The following is a 14,224-nucleotide window of genomic DNA, read 5'->3' as shown; positions in this document are numbered from 1 at the left end:
CAATGCTGTCCTGGCCGGTCGCTGCACACTCGGGTGCGCGAGCGGGTCATCTCTCAGGACACAAGGCCCGGACAAGGCCCAGCACCCGCATGACGATGGAGCGGCTCTTTCCTTCCAACTTCGCCCCGGACGCCTATGCCACCGGACGGCACGACCCGGCGCTGGTCGCGCTGTCCCTTGCCGTCGCGATCGCCTCGGCTGCCCTGGCCCTGTACCTGGCCGAGCAGGCGCGCCGCCGGCCATCGGGCACCGTGCGCCGGCACACGGCGCTGGCCAGCGGCGCCGCGGCCCTGGGCCTGGGCGTGTGGGCCATGCACTTCATCGGCATGCTGGCGCTGCGCCTGCCTGTGCCGGTGACTTACGACTTGCGCCTGACCATGCTGTCCCTGCTGCCGTCGCTGGCGGCGTCCTGGCTGGCGCTGCGCCTGCTGGTGCAGCGCCAGGTCACGCTGCGCCAACTGCTGGGCAGCGGCGCGCTGCTGGGCCTGGGCGTTGCGCTGATGCACTACAGCGGCATGGCAGCCATGCTGCTGGACGGTGGCCTGCACTACGACCCGCTGCAGTTCGCCATTTCCGTGACCGTGGCGCTGGCCCTGGCCACGCTGGCCCTGTGGCTGCATTTCGGCTTCGCAGGCCTGGGACTGGCGCCGCTGGGCGCGCGCCTGGCGGCAGCCGTGGTCATGGGGCTGGCCATCGCCGGGATGCACTACACCGCCATGGGCGCAGCGCGCTTCACCGGCCTGCCGGCGCTGCAGGTGCCCACGCACATCACCTGGCAGCATCCACTGGCCCTGGCGCTCACCTTCACCCTGGCCATCGTGGGCGTGCTGCTGCTGCTGCTCAACGGCCTGCTGCGCTACCGCGAACTGTTTCGCCAGGTACACGGCAACGAACTGCGCCTGCGCGCGCTGGTGGACACCGCCGTGGACGCCATCATCACCATCGACCACCGCGGCATCGTGCAAAGCGCCAACCGCTCGGCCACGCGCATCTTCGGCTGGAGCGAGCAGGACATGGTGGGGCGCAACGTGCGCATGTTGATGCCCGAGCCCTTCAGCAGTGCCCATGACGGCTACCTGGAGCGCTACATGGCCACCGGCGAGGCCCACATCATCGGCATCGGGCGCGAGGTCATCGGCCTGCGCAAGGACGGCAGCACCGTTGCGCTGCGCCTGGCGGTGGGCCGCTTCGGCCTGCGCCGCCGGCCGCTGTTCGTCGGCTTCCTGACCGACCTGAGCGCCCTCAAGCAGGCGCAGGAGCAGCTGCGCATCGCCGCCAGCGTGTTCCATCACAGCTACGAGGCCATCGCCATCCTGGACGCCCAGCGGCGCATCGTGGACTTGAACCCGGGCTTCGAGCGCATGAGCGGCTTCCAGCGCAGCGAATGCCTGGAGCGCACCCTGGAGAGCTTCTACGAAGCGGTGGATTTCGCCGCCATCTGGCAGGCCGTCGAGCAGCACGGGCACTGGCAGGGCGAGTTGACCATGGCCGGCGCCAAGGGCCGGGTGCTGGCGCAGCGCGCATCCATCGCGGCGGTGCGCGAGGAGGCACTGCCGTCGAGCCACAGCATTGCCGTGCTCAGCGACATCACGGCTTCCAAGGCCTACGAGCAAAGGCTCGAACGCATCGCGCTGCACGATGGCCTGACCGGGCTGCCCAACCGGCGCCTGCTGGCCGATCGCCTGCGCCAGGCCATCGTGCGCGCCCAGCGCCAGCAGCAGCTGCTGGCCGTGTGCTACCTGGATCTGGACGGCTTCAAGCAGGTCAACGACCAGTTCGGCCATGACGCCGGCGACCAGCTGCTGGTGGAGATGGCCCGGCGCATCCAGGGCCTGCTGCGGGCGCAGGACACCCTGGCGCGCCTGGGCGGCGACGAGATGGCACTGCTGCTGGGCGATCTGGACGATGCGCAGGACTGCCAGCCCGTGCTCGAACGGGTGCTGCAGCTGGTCAACGAGCCGGTGACGCTGGACAGCAGCACGGCCCGCGTGTCGGCCAGCATCGGCATCAGCCTCTACCCGCTCGATGCCGACACGCCCGATCTGTTGCTGCGCCGCGCCGACCAGGCCATGTACCAGGCCAAGCAGGCCGGCAAGAACCGCTGGCAGCGCTTTGGCGCCGAGGCCCGAAAGGGCGCAGGTATGATTTCGGGTTTTCCCTGATTTGCCATGATCGACGCATTTCCCGGCCTGGGCGCGGTGCGCACCCTGCCCGAACTGTTGACGCAGCGCGAGCGCGCCACCCCGCAGGGCGAGGCCTACCGGGAGTGGGACGCCGCCGCCGGCGACTGGCAGCGCCTGGACTGGGCGCAGACCCTGGCGCGCGTGCAGCAGTTCAGCCGGGCCATCGCAGGCCTGGGGCTGCCGCCCGGGGCGCGCATCGCCATCTTGCTGCCCAACGGCATCGACGCCATGAGCGTGGATCAGGCCACGCTGGCCACCGGCTGCGTACCGGTGCCGCTGCACGCCATCGACAACCCGGGCAGCATCGCCTACATCCTGGCCGATGCCGAAGTCTCGCTGCTGGTGGTGGCCGAGCTGGCCCAGTGGGAGCACATACGCGGCGTGGGCGCCGCCCTGCCCCAATTGCGGGCCGTGGTGGTCACCCAGCCCGGCGCCGCCGGCCTGCCCGCTGTCCGCCCTGCCGCCCCGACGGCGCCAGCCCTCCTGGCGCTGGCCGACTGGCTGGCCCAGGCCGACCCGCAAGCCCCGCTGCCCCCCGGGCCGGCGCCCGGCGACCTGGCCGCCATCGTCTATACCAGCGGCACCACGGGCAAGCCCAAGGGCGTCATGCTGACCCATGCCAACGTGGTGGCCGACGTTGCCGCCGTGCTGGCGCGCATCACGCCCGTGCCGCAGGACGTGTTCCTGTCCTTCCTGCCGCTGTCGCACACCTTCGAGCGCACTGCTGGCTACTACCTGCCCATGGCGGCGGGCAGCAGCGTGGTCTATGCGCGCTCGGTGGCACTGCTGGCCCAAGACCTCAGGAGCGTGCGCCCCACGGTGCTGGTCTCGGTGCCGCGCATCTACGAGCGGGTACACGCCAAGGTGCTCGAATCGCTCTCGACCTCGCCGCTGAAGAGGCGCCTGTTCGATGCCGCGCAGGACAAGGGCTGGCGACGCTTTCGCGCCCGCCAGGGCCTGGCGCCCGAGCCGATGGTCGACGCTGCGGCGCGCGGCGGCTGGGCGCGGCTGCTGCCCTGGCCGCTGCTGCGGGCGCTGGTGGCCGTGCCCCTGCTGGAGCAGTTCGGCGGTCGCGTACGTGTGGCGGTGAGCGGCGGCGCACCGCTGTCGCCGGCCATTGCGCGCTGCTTCCTGGGCTTGGGGCTGGGCCTGGTGCAAGGCTACGGCATGACCGAGACCACACCGGTGGTCAGCGTCAACACGCTGGACGACAACGACCCGGCCACGGTGGGCCGCCCCCTGCCGGGCGTGCAGGTACGCATCGGCGCAAACCGCGAGCTGCAGGTGGCCGGCCCCATCGTGATGAAGGGCTACTGGAAGCGCCCCGAGGACACGGCCCGCGTGCTGGACGGGCACGGCTGGCTGTCCACTGGCGACCAGGCCGAGATCGTCGATGGCCGCATCCGCATCCTGGGCGGCTCAAGGAAATCATCGTCACCTCGACGGGCGAAAAGGTGCCGCCGGGGGATCTGGAGCTGGCCATCACGGCTGATCCGCTGTTCGCGCAGGCCTTCGTGGTGGGCGAGGATCGGCCCTTCATCGCTGCCGTGGTAGTGCTCAACGGGCAGGAGTGGACGCGCCTGGCTGGCGAGCTGAGCCTAGACCCTGCCGCAGCCCAGAGCCTGGCCGACCCAAGGGCGCAGCGCGCCGCGCTGGAGCGCATCGAGCGCCAGGCGGCGAGTTTTCCGCGCTACGCCGTGCCCCGGGCCATCCACCTGAGCCTGGAGCCGTGGACGGTGGAAAACACCTTCATGACGCCGACGCTCAAGCTCAAGCGCAACAATCTCATGGCGCAATTTGCCCCGGCCATCGAGGCCATGTACACGCGGCGCTGAAACGCACGGCCCCGTCAGCAGATCGTAATTACTACTTTTTTCATAGCTGTCAGCGCTTGCCCAGCAAGGGTTTTAGGCCAAAAACACCCATATTGTGTCGAACAAAGAATCCAATGTCCCTGGCTTCAGCCCGTGGCGCATGTCGGTTGCCCCCATGCTGGATGGGATGCGCAAACATATAAATCATTGATTTTATTGATGTTTTTTGAATCGAAAAAAATCGTGTAGCACTTATGTGGCTCCGCTGACCACTCAAGAGCTAACCTGCGCCTACATCCAACTTGCTTTCCCTTCTTCCTCCTGCACGATGGACACATGTCCTACCTGCAAGAACTCACCCGCAAGCGCCGCCGAGGCGCAGCAGCTCCCGCCGCCCCTGCGCAACCCCCGACCGAAAACCTGACGGCGCAGCAGGCCGCCCTGGCAAGCAGCACACCATCAGGCATAGTCCAGGTCAACGCCTATGCCGGCACAGGCAAGACCGCTTCGCTGTGCGCCCTCGCCTATCAGCAAGCCAGCCTGAACTGCCTGTATCTGGCCTTCAACAAGTCCGCGCAACAAGACGCCGCCAAGCGTTTTGGCCCCAACACGCGATGCGTTACCGTACATGGGCTGGCCTTTGGCAGCTACGGCAAACGCTACGCCCACAAGCTGGGGGAGCCGCGCAGCACCGACATCATCCGGCTCATGGGGCTGCCCTGGAACTGGGGGCTGGCGCAGGTCATCATCGAAACCATTCGCGCCTGGTGCGTGAGCGACTGGACAGTGTTTCCCGATACCGCCAAGGCCATTGGCGGGCCTGTGGCCGGGCACCCTCTTTTCCTGGCCGAAGCTGCAGGGATTGCCAAGCAGGTATGGCAGCGCATGTGTGACCCCAACGACCTCATGCCGATGCCCCACGACGGCTACCTCAAGCTCTACCAACTGAGCAAGCCCAGCATCAAATGCGACTTGCTGATGCTCGACGAAGCCCAAGATACCAACCCTGTCACCTGGGCCATCATCCAGGCGCAGACCTGCCCAGTGGTCATCGTAGGCGACCGCTACCAGTCGATCTACAAGTTCCGTGGAGCCATCAACGCGATGGAGGCAACCCGGCCAACCCAGAGTTTTCCCCTGACACAAAGCTTTCGCTTTGGCCATCGCGTGGCCGCCATCGCCACCGAGCTGCTGACCACCTTCCACCACGAGATGCTACCCGTTGAAGGACTGGGGCCGGACACCCGCATTGGCGAGCCGCCGCAGGGCGCCGCAAAGGCCATCTTGGCACGCACGAACGCAACGGTTTTTCTTCATGCCGTCGATGCCATTCAACAAAAAAAGAGCCTGGGCCTGATCGGTGGAGTGCATTCCTACGGCTTCGACAAATTGATGGATGTGAATTATTTGGCACAAGATCAAAACGAAAAAATACGCGATCAATTCCTGCGGAGCTTTCCCAGCTTTGAGGATTTCGTCAATTACAGCAAGGAGGCCAAGGACATTGAAGCCAAGCGGCAAATTGAAATCATCTTCAATTACGGAGGCAGCCTTGAAAGACTGATCGAGGATATTTACAAGTCCACCGAAAGCAATTTGTCAAAGGCAGAAGTCATCCTGGGCACAGCGCACAAATCAAAAGGCTTGACGCTCGATCATGTTGTTCTGGCCGATGACTTTCCCGAACTCATCGACCACGAAGGCATCCCCCTGGAGCCAGAAGAATTGGATCGACAGGAAATCAATTTGCTGTACGTGGCGGTCACTCGGACTAAACACAGTCTGGAGCTGAATTACGAAACCCGGAGATTCCTCAGCGAGTGCTGCATGGATTAAATCTAAGCACAAAAAAACCCGCCACATCCGAAGATGGGCGGGTTTTTTTATTTGTCGATAGATTTTATATATTTTGTAATTCCAATTTTTGCTGCGTGCCAAGATTTGGCTGCGCGATATTCATTGAAATCATTTGTCATCCAATACACCGATCCGTCAGTATTTTGGTGTATCCAATGCCTCTTGTAGCTGACAACCAGCGAACATGACCGCCGCCTCATGCCAACTCCTCGAAGAACATCCCGGCAATCATGTCCCAGAATTCTTTTTCATCCATGCAGGAGACTTCTGAAAGCCTCACGGGGACTGGAGTTGGGCCATCGACCGCATCTCCCCTTGCATCCAGGCGGTAGGCATCCGCCACCCAAAAGCCAAGGGTGCCGCGAACAAACATCGCGGCGACGATTTTAATTTCTTCGCCTTCCTCGGTTACATAATTCTCGGTAAGCTTCCCAAGGCGGTTTTCTTTGAACGCCTTGATGATTTCAGATTTGTGAATTTTCATATATCCTCATTTTTTGAGAAAAAAGTAAGTGCAAAGCACAGTCTTTTCCCCTTGGAAGTCCCCAATAAAATCCTCGCCACAAGAAACCGGCTCGGGCAAGCCGGCTTTCTTTACCCAAGTTTTAATCTGGGCAACCTCATCTTGGTCGTAACCGCTCCAATCATTGTTGATCAGAGCAGAAGCCCAGCTTGACGGAAGTACAATCTCAATCACGTCACTCCTTTCCTGCATCACAGCAGTGTTGACAAAGGAATGCCAGAGGCTTATCAGAATCTTGTGATTCAGATAAGCCCCCGGAGGGGCTGTTAATTGAATTGGTGAAATTACTTTTCAGGAATTTCGGCTACATCAGCCAAATCCCTGAAACGCTCGGGTGGCAACCCTGTTTTTACGGGATCTTCCTTGTAGTTATCCCAGTCGAAAATTTCGACATCGACCCCGGTGTCGCAGACGTAATCTGCAACACCACCCGACACGATGATCAGGCACCTTCTACTCTGGGCGAGATTTTTGGAAACCAGACGCTCCACCTGAAGTTTCTGGCGAAGATCGTCGCAAGACCAACAATCTCCAGAAAAAGCTCCTTGTATTTTATCGACGAAATTAACTTCGCCAAGAGAAAGATCTTCCTTTGAATCGCAAATTTCCACCCTTACGTCGTTCAGCGCACCCACAACGAGCCGGGTGATTTCGTCTTTTTCGGCACCTTTGGGCGCCATGACGTTCAGGGTTAACTGAACAATTTTGTATTCCATTAAAACTCCTTTTCCCGCATCTGCGGTGTTGAAAAAAAGAGCGCCAGAGGCTTACCGAAATCACTCAACTTCGGTAAGCCCCCGAGGGGGCTTTTTCAATCGAACTGGTTTATTTGGAAAGATCGGGGTTAATCCGAGCCTCCACTTCCTCCAGGCCGACACAGGCCAGGAACGCCAGCAGGCGAACGCTGGCGTCATCTTGAGGCGCGTTGGCTTCAAGCCACTTCACGCCTCGCTCCAGCACTTCATTGACCGCTGGGACAGCGGGAGCTGCGGCTTTGCGAACCGGTGCAGGCTTGGGCAAATGCCGTCCAGTGACCTTGCTCTTTCCTTGAGCCTGGGCTTCTTTCAGCCCATCCTGAAGGACTTGGGGCGCTTGCGAGCCGTGCGCCTTGACCGCCTCGACTGCCAAGGTGGCGCTCACGGTGCCCTCTTGCACCATGTTGGTGATCGCCCGAGGGGCTGATACCAACAGCAAGAGGTTGTCCACATAGGGCTTGCTCTTGCCGATGCGGCGGGCAACTTCCGCCTCATCCATACCGAAGCCGATCAGGCGCTTGCACACCAACGCGACCTCGTAGGGCGTCAAGTGCCGGCCTTCGTTGGACACCACCAGGGCGACCGTGAGGTCTTCCATACTGGTGCCCGCAGGCTTGGTGACCACCGGGATCTCGTTGATCTCGGCGCCCTCGCTGTTGGCCAGATCGACAGCCTCCAAGCGGGTATGGCCGTCGATGACGTAGATGATGTTCTCGCCATCTTCCTTGGCGACGAAGCCGGCAAGTGGCTTGTCCGGGAAGAAGCCATTGGCCTTCATCGAATCCGCAATGAATCTCACCTGGGCTTGGTGATCCTCATTTTTGACACGTACATTGAATCCCGACATGACCTTGATCCGGTCACGCGGTACTTTCCACAGGTCGGCACTTTTGACGCCAACCATCGCTGCTTTGACGGCACCCGGGACGAGGTTCAGATCAAAATTTTCCATTTCCTTCTCCTATTCCGCAAAAGCGGTGTTAAAAAAAGGAGACCCAAGAGGTTTGTGGCTGCCACCTTCACTGCAAAGCAGGGCAGGCACAAACCCCCGAAGGGGCTTGTTTTTAGAACAAATCGAATTGCTTCAGATCTGAATCATCCAATTGAGCGCAGCTCTCCATAGAGGCGCACTCAATTTTTGGCGGCATCCACAAGACGTTTTCGGCAGGAATGCAAAAAAGCCGATAAAGGCTCTCCCATACTTGCGTATGGGATGGTTTTATTTCAAAACCATACCCATGAGCCGTCTCCGTGGGACACCCCAATTGAAGGTGCGGCCCGAAATCATCGATGGCACCAATTTTCCAGGACTGATGCAGCCTGTGACCTACATCGACAAATGCAGACCAATCAGGCCCAATTTCCGGGAAGTTCTTAAAATCCTCCCTCAATTTCTTGATGGATTTCAAGAAGGAACCAGGATACTCAAGTTCATGCCTATAGAAAGCGCTCACGAACTCAGATATAAGCGAATATCCCTGGGATGCGCACCTCCATCGATGAGAGTGATCTTTGGTGAGAATCCACTCATCCAATCTTCGCGGATCGCAAAGATCGACTTCTTTGATAGGGCAAGATTTTTTCACTTCCGGGTTGTATGCCAACTCAGGAGCAGGATTGTCGCAGGCGGAAAAATATCCCGGAACGATTCTCCAGGGAAGAACCAGCCCCTGAAGGCACAAAATGAAATCGGCATTCTTGTCCAAAGAGACTTTGACAAGACCACCAGACCTCAGTAGATCAATTTGATCTTGAGCCATCCCAGCCTTGGCCAGCCTCTTGAGGGCTTCCTCGGCGTGCTTCGTTTGAATAGGAGTGTAAAATCCATCCCCTATTTTGAGATCCACCTCTTCCATTGTGAAATGAAATGGATTTTTCAAAGCCCTCATCCAGCCTTGAAAATAGCTCTCGGGCTTGATGCTCCCGGAGCGACTGCGAAGACTGCCGCCCTCGCAAGCGGAGGCGGAGGAAAAAATCCGCTGCAAGGCAGTGTCTATCGTTCCCACATGAATCGCGCTCCAATGCGGTTCATGAGGGTAGCAATTGCTTTCATACGTTTCCTCAAAGAGGACGTACACGATTTTTTCCTGATCGGTTTTGAAGGCCGTAGCCTTCTTCCCGGTCACAACAGTAGATCCCATGTGTACCTTTCATTTCCGCAAAAGCGGTGTTGAGAAAGGTCAGAAGCTATCCAAAGTACCGACTTTGGGTAGCGCCCGACAACGGGGATTTGCGTTTGCAGCGAAGCCCCTTACAATGAACCCAGATGCACGGTTTTTTGGCTTCGACGTTGAAGCTCGACCTCAAAAAGGAAAGAAAGCCATGCACAGCACATCCAACTCCCCCGTTCGCGCCCTGCTGGGCCTGCCCGAGATCAACGCTTGCGGCATCCTCCACTCCATCGTTTTCAAGGCTCTGCCGCCAGCCGCGCAGCACGCCATCCGTGCAACAGCCGACGAGCAGCAACAAGTGCTCCTGGCCTGTGAAGCAGGGGACGATCTGCCCGCCATCGCGCAGATGTACGAAGACCTCATCACCGCTCCTGCACAGCGTCGCGCCCAAGGGGTCGCACTGGCCCAGATCGAGAACCTCGACAACAGCTTTCTTTCGGGTCTGCTGCGCGAGAGTGATCGCCAGTGGCTGCGGGTGAGCCAACCCATCGAGGCAATCGAAGTCGTAGCACATCAAGCCGGCTGGGCCGTCCGGGTCAGCTACAACGACGGACAGCAGCGGCTGGCCACAGCCCTGCAAGGCCAAAGTTATTCCAGCCAGGCGCAGGCCCAAGATCGCGCCCAGCAAATCAAGGAAACAGCCGCCAACATGGGGCTGATCTGACCTGCAGCCCGGAGCAACCCCTCAAGAGAAGGGTGTCCGGGCCGGCAGTCAGGATTGGGACAGGTCAGAGAACGCCAGCGGCCTGTACAGCCTCAGCCATTTCCCTGAACTTACCGACGGGCAGGTTTTGCCCAGGTACGCCCAGCTTTCCGAGCGGGCGCAGCAAGTCAGCGGGCGACAGCACCCGGTGGTTGTCAAAACACAGCCGAGATGCCCTCTGCAGGCCGATGGCCTGGGCCTGTTCGTCATCGAGCAGCACATCGCAGCGCGACGATGTGCTGTCGAGCTTTTGCGTCCCCACAAAAGCCGCTTTGCAGCCATAAGGCCGCGACTCCAGAAGCAACACGGGGCGAACCTTGTAAGAACCGCCCTCCTCAAATGAAAACTTTGCCAACCAAACCTCCCCGGCTTCCGGGCTTGTTTGATTGGCGGCGTTCAAAGCAAAAACTTCTTTCATCAGAGTTCCCCTTAAAAATGCCACAAAAGCGGCGTTGAGAAAGGGGTGCGAGGCTGTTCAAAACTTCCACGCGAGAGGCTTTGAGCAACCAGGCAAAGGCGCGATACGAAAGAAAGAGGGAAGCAGACCGCAGGCATGGTCTGGCGGCTTGGTGCGGCTTGTCCTGGCAGGGCACACCAACCACTGCCGTTGCAGCAATGGCGCGAACAATTCCGAAGGCTCGGTTCTTTGAGTGTAGTGGAGCCTGGATGTTTTGCGTGCCTCAAATGACGCGCCACAAAAGCCATTTTTCAATGCAACAGGGGCCAAGGCTTGTGCAAACCTTCCCGCTCACCTCAACGCAGCCTCCCATGCCCACCCAAGAAAAACAACCACTCCACAGCCCCAATGCCTGTCCATCCGAAGCAATCTTCCTGGTTGCCCAGCACTTCAAGGCACAAGCCATCGTGTGTCCCCACACCCTGCAGCCTCACTCCTGGGAGCTGCTGTCACGCCAACCCCTGAATTTTTCAGAAAAAACCGCTTTGCTGGCGCAAGACATCGCCGCCCTGCAGGCTTGCTCGCTGCTATCGCGCACCTTGGGCATACCCACGCACTGCAATGCAGAAATCTTTTCCCTGATGCACCTGCAATGGCTGAAGGCGGCACGCAGCGCCGACCTGTCCTCGGTGGTCATCGAAATTGTTGAGCGCAACGACTTGCTGGAAAGCCCGGCGATATTTGAGCGGATCGGAAACGTTTTTGATGAGCTGCGTCGGCGCGGAGCCAAAATCGCCATTGATGATGTAAAGTTGACCGAATTGGAAATAAGGGAAATTCAAGCATTCTCGCCTGACTTCATCAAGATCGAAGACCCTCGCATAGCGATGGAGGTGAGAAAATTCCACGCAGGGAAAGTCATCGCGGAGTTGGTTGCCAGTGAACTCTTGGCTCACGAAGCCATCGCGCACGGCGCGGATTTCATGCAAGGATTTTGGATCGATGGACAAACCAAAAACAACCCACTCCAAGCAGCACGCTGAGAACTTTTCTCATATCTCCCCCGGGCAAACCTGGATGGATATTACCCCCGGAAAAAAAGGCCGTCTCAGAAGAATTTCCAGCATCGATCAAGAAAGAAAAGTCGCCGTGCTTTTCGGCCATCCATTGATGGAAATCCCATTTTCCAAAATGCACAGAACCAACGGGCTTGGAAAGAAATCCGGCTGGGTGCTTTGGCAGCAAGCTCATTGAAAAAACCGCCAGGAGGCGGTTTTTTTGTTTCACGATGACTCTAGCTCGGCAATTCGCTGGACTACGCCAAGGCTCGATACAGCAGGTTTATCAATCACTTAGGCGAGTTCAATATATGCCGGTGCTTTCCGAAACTTGACCCGGCTTCCCCTCGCGTGGCTCCCATGCGGCTCTTGGAAACCGGGCTTTCCGAGGAGTCATCATGGCGAAGATCAAGCTCACCAAGTCCGCAGTCGATGCGGCACAACCCCAAGACAAGGCCATCGAACTGCGGGATACCGTAGTGCCCGGCTTCATGTGCAAGATCACCCCGGCGGGCCGCAAGGTGTTCATGCTCCAGTACCGCACGAACGCCGGCGAACGCCGCAAGCCCGCCCTGGGCCAGTACGGGGAGCTGACGGTCGATCAGGCACGCTCAATGGCGCAGGAGTGGCTGGCCGAGGTACGCAAGGGTGGCGACCCCAGCGCGGCCAAGAACGCCGCCCGCAAGGCTCCGACCATGAAGGAGTTTTGCCACTCTTTCATGGAGGACTACTCCAAGCAGCGCAACAAGCCCAGCACGCAGCGCGGCTATCAGGGCGTCATCGACCGTTGCATCATCCCGATCATGGGCCGGATGAAGGTGCAGGACGTGAAGCGCCCGGACGTGGCCGCGCTGATGAAGAAGCTGGCTTACAAGCAGGCCGAGGCGAATCGTACCTTCGGCGTGCTGCGCAAGATGTTTAACTTGGCCGAAGTGTGGGGATTGCGCCCGGACGGCACCAATCCGTGCCGCCACGTCCCGATGTACCCGCCCGGCAAGGAAACCCGGCTCATCGTGGACGATGAACTGGTGCGGATCTTCCGTCACCTGGAGCATCTGGAAGCCGAGGGGTTGGAGAACTACGTCATCCCGCTGGCGATTCGCCTTCAATTCGAGTTCGCCGCCCGCCGCTCCGAAATCTGCCCGTTGGAGTGGGATTGGATTGATCTGGAAAAGCGCCGCGTCGTCTGGCCTGACAGCAAGACCGGCGGCATCTCCAAGCCCATGAGTGAGGAAGCCTATCGGCTGCTGTCCACCGCACCGCGTCGGGAAGGCTGCCCCTATGTCCTGCCGTCGCCCAATGACCCGACCCGGCACATGACCCACGGTGAGCACTACGGCGGCTGGACGCGCGTGCTCAAGGCTGCTGGCGTGCCGCACGTTGGCACGCACGGTATCCGTCACCGAGCGACGACCGACATTGCCAATTCGGGCGTGCCCACCAAGGTGGGCATGAAGCTCACAGGCCACAAGACCGTGGCGATGTTTATGCACTATGTTCATACCGAGGACAAGCCGGTGCGGGATGCAGCCGAACTGGTGGCGAATCGGCGGCTGGCGATTACCGGGGCATCCCGTTCTATGGAGGTGACAGCATGACAAGGAAGACGCCCGTGGCAAAGCGGAAACCTGCGGCCTTACCGGCCGGCTATGCCGGCATCCACGGCGGCATCGTTGAGCTGCTGGATGCCGCGCGTCAGGCAGCGGCGCGCAGCGTCAATGCGCTGATGACGGCCAGCTATTGGGAGATTGGCCGCCGAATCGTCGAAGCTGAGCAGAAAGGCAGGCGACGGGCTGGCTACGGCGAGCAGTTGATGGCAAGGCTGTCCGCCGATCTGACGGCACGATTCGGGCGCGGTTTCAGCCCGGACAACCTGGAGAACATGCGGCGCTTCTTCGCCGCTTACCCCCTTGAAGCAATTTCCGAGACACTGTCTCGGAAATCTGGAGACGGACTGCCCATCGAGAATTCCGAGACGGCGTCTCGGAAATTCGACCTCTCCGAACTGGCCCAGGTCTTCACTCTGCCGTGGTCGGCCTATGTCCGGCTGCTGTCGGTCAAGGATGACCATGCCCGTCAGTTCTACGAGGCCGAGGCGTTGCGCGGTGGTTGGAGCGTGCGCCAGCTCGATCGACAGATTGGAAGCCAGTTCTACGAGCGCACTGCCTTGTCCAAGGACAAGGCGGCAATGCTGGTCAAGGGTTCGGTGGCCAAGCCCGAGGATGCCGTCACGCCCAACGATGCCATCAAAGACCCGTATGTGCTGGAGTTCCTCGACCTCAAGGACGAGTATTCGGAATCCGACCTGGAAGCGGCCTTGATCCAGCGGCTGGAAGACTTCCTGCTGGAACTCGGGGAAGGCTTCACCTTCGTCGGGCGGCAACGTCGCTTGCGCATCGACCAGACATGGTATCGGGTCGATCTGCTGTTCTTCCATCGCAAGCTGCGCTGCTTGGTCATCATCGACCTGAAGCTGGGCAGCTTGAACCATGCCGATGTGGGGCAGATGCACATGTACTGCAACTATGCCAAGGAGCATTGGGCCTACCCGGACGAAAACCCGCCAGTGGGCCTGATTCTGTGCGCGGACAAGGGCAATGCCCTGGCGCGGTATGCGTTGGATGGCTTGCCGACCAAGGTGATGGCGGCGAACTACCGCACCGTACTGCCAGATGCAGAATTGCTACAAAAAGAGCTGGAGAACACGCGGCGTCTGCTTGAATCTCGTGGAACGCTAATCCCCAAGACACGCAAGAAATAACC

At 59.9% G+C, this 14,224-nt stretch carries 13 protein-coding genes and 1 pseudogene; 8 read left to right on the top strand and 6 right to left on the bottom strand.

Going from position 1 to position 14,224, the window contains the following annotated elements; translation table 11 throughout:
• The first annotated feature begins 95 nt into the window (after nucleotides 1-95).
• The 3 genes and pseudogenes from IDM45_RS05125 to IDM45_RS05115 all read left to right on the top strand — a co-directional run bounded on the left by IDM45_RS05125 (nucleotide 96) and on the right by IDM45_RS05115 (nucleotide 5,833).
• Nucleotides 96-2,162, top strand: a complete 2,067-nt coding sequence (locus IDM45_RS05125) for a diguanylate cyclase domain-containing protein (protein WP_209421903.1) — start codon at nucleotides 96-98, stop codon at nucleotides 2,160-2,162.
• Between the two features lie 6 nt (nucleotides 2,163-2,168).
• Nucleotides 2,169-4,018, top strand: a pseudogene (locus IDM45_RS05120) (AMP-dependent synthetase/ligase).
• 315 nt (nucleotides 4,019-4,333) lie between these two features.
• Nucleotides 4,334-5,833 (top strand): UvrD-helicase domain-containing protein, encoded by a 1,500-nt coding sequence (locus IDM45_RS05115; protein ID WP_209421902.1) that lies wholly within the window; start codon nucleotides 4,334-4,336, stop codon nucleotides 5,831-5,833.
• 217 nt (nucleotides 5,834-6,050) lie between these two features.
• Here the strand turns inward: IDM45_RS05115 and IDM45_RS05110 are convergent, their stop codons facing one another.
• From IDM45_RS05110 to IDM45_RS05090, 5 genes are all read right to left on the bottom strand, one after another.
• A complete protein-coding gene (locus tag IDM45_RS05110; RefSeq protein WP_209421901.1) occupies nucleotides 6,051-6,338 on the bottom strand; it encodes a hypothetical protein in 288 nt (95 codons plus the stop codon).
• A gap of 6 nt (nucleotides 6,339-6,344) precedes the next feature.
• Nucleotides 6,345-6,551 (bottom strand): hypothetical protein, encoded by a 207-nt coding sequence (locus tag IDM45_RS05105; RefSeq protein WP_209421900.1) that lies wholly within the window; start codon nucleotides 6,549-6,551, stop codon nucleotides 6,345-6,347.
• A 110-nt stretch (nucleotides 6,552-6,661) separates the two neighbouring features.
• Nucleotides 6,662-7,093: a hypothetical protein gene (locus IDM45_RS05100; protein WP_209421899.1), complete on the bottom strand. Its 432-nt coding sequence runs from the start codon at nucleotides 7,091-7,093 to the stop codon at nucleotides 6,662-6,664.
• Nucleotides 7,094-7,202: 109 nt separating this feature from the next.
• Nucleotides 7,203-8,084, bottom strand: a complete 882-nt coding sequence (locus tag IDM45_RS05095) for a ParB/RepB/Spo0J family partition protein (RefSeq protein WP_209421898.1) — start codon at nucleotides 8,082-8,084, stop codon at nucleotides 7,203-7,205.
• Nucleotides 8,085-8,196: 112 nt separating this feature from the next.
• Nucleotides 8,197-9,273 carry a hypothetical protein gene (locus IDM45_RS05090; protein ID WP_209421897.1) on the bottom strand — a complete coding sequence of 359 codons (1,077 nt, stop codon included), beginning with the start codon at nucleotides 9,271-9,273 and terminating at the stop codon, nucleotides 8,197-8,199.
• A gap of 115 nt (nucleotides 9,274-9,388) precedes the next feature.
• Here IDM45_RS05090 and IDM45_RS05085 point away from each other — a divergent pair, with 115 nt between their 5' ends.
• On the top strand, nucleotides 9,389-9,967 hold the full coding sequence (locus IDM45_RS05085; RefSeq protein WP_209421896.1) for a hypothetical protein: 579 nt from the start codon (nucleotides 9,389-9,391) through the stop codon (nucleotides 9,965-9,967).
• A 64-nt stretch (nucleotides 9,968-10,031) separates the two neighbouring features.
• Here the strand turns inward: IDM45_RS05085 and IDM45_RS05080 are convergent, their stop codons facing one another.
• On the bottom strand, nucleotides 10,032-10,424 hold the full coding sequence (locus IDM45_RS05080) for a hypothetical protein (RefSeq protein WP_209421895.1): 393 nt from the start codon (nucleotides 10,422-10,424) through the stop codon (nucleotides 10,032-10,034).
• Nucleotides 10,425-10,774: 350 nt separating this feature from the next.
• Between IDM45_RS05080 and IDM45_RS05075 the strand changes: the two genes are divergently transcribed.
• The 4 genes from IDM45_RS05075 to IDM45_RS05060 all read left to right on the top strand — a co-directional run bounded on the left by IDM45_RS05075 (nucleotide 10,775) and on the right by IDM45_RS05060 (nucleotide 14,222).
• Nucleotides 10,775-11,446: an EAL domain-containing protein gene (locus IDM45_RS05075; protein WP_209421894.1), complete on the top strand. Its 672-nt coding sequence runs from the start codon at nucleotides 10,775-10,777 to the stop codon at nucleotides 11,444-11,446.
• Nucleotides 11,406-11,657, top strand: a complete 252-nt coding sequence (locus IDM45_RS05070) for a hypothetical protein (RefSeq protein WP_209421893.1) — start codon at nucleotides 11,406-11,408, stop codon at nucleotides 11,655-11,657. The genes IDM45_RS05075 and IDM45_RS05070 overlap by 41 nt, the downstream gene beginning before the upstream one ends.
• 202 nt (nucleotides 11,658-11,859) lie before the next feature.
• Nucleotides 11,860-13,059, top strand: coding sequence for a tyrosine-type recombinase/integrase (locus tag IDM45_RS05065; RefSeq protein WP_209421892.1), 1,200 nt, complete (start codon nucleotides 11,860-11,862; stop codon nucleotides 13,057-13,059).
• Complete coding sequence (locus IDM45_RS05060; protein ID WP_209421891.1) at nucleotides 13,056-14,222, top strand: PDDEXK nuclease domain-containing protein; 1,167 nt, start codon at nucleotides 13,056-13,058, stop codon at nucleotides 14,220-14,222. The genes IDM45_RS05065 and IDM45_RS05060 overlap by 4 nt, the downstream gene beginning before the upstream one ends.
• The last annotated feature ends 2 nt before the right edge of the window (nucleotides 14,223-14,224 follow it).

The organism is Melaminivora jejuensis (genome assembly GCF_017811175.1).
GTDB lineage: Bacteria > Pseudomonadota > Gammaproteobacteria > Burkholderiales > Burkholderiaceae_C > Melaminivora > Melaminivora jejuensis.
The sequence above is the reverse complement of the archived record's forward strand: the minus strand, read 5'-3'. Positions and strand labels throughout refer to the sequence as shown.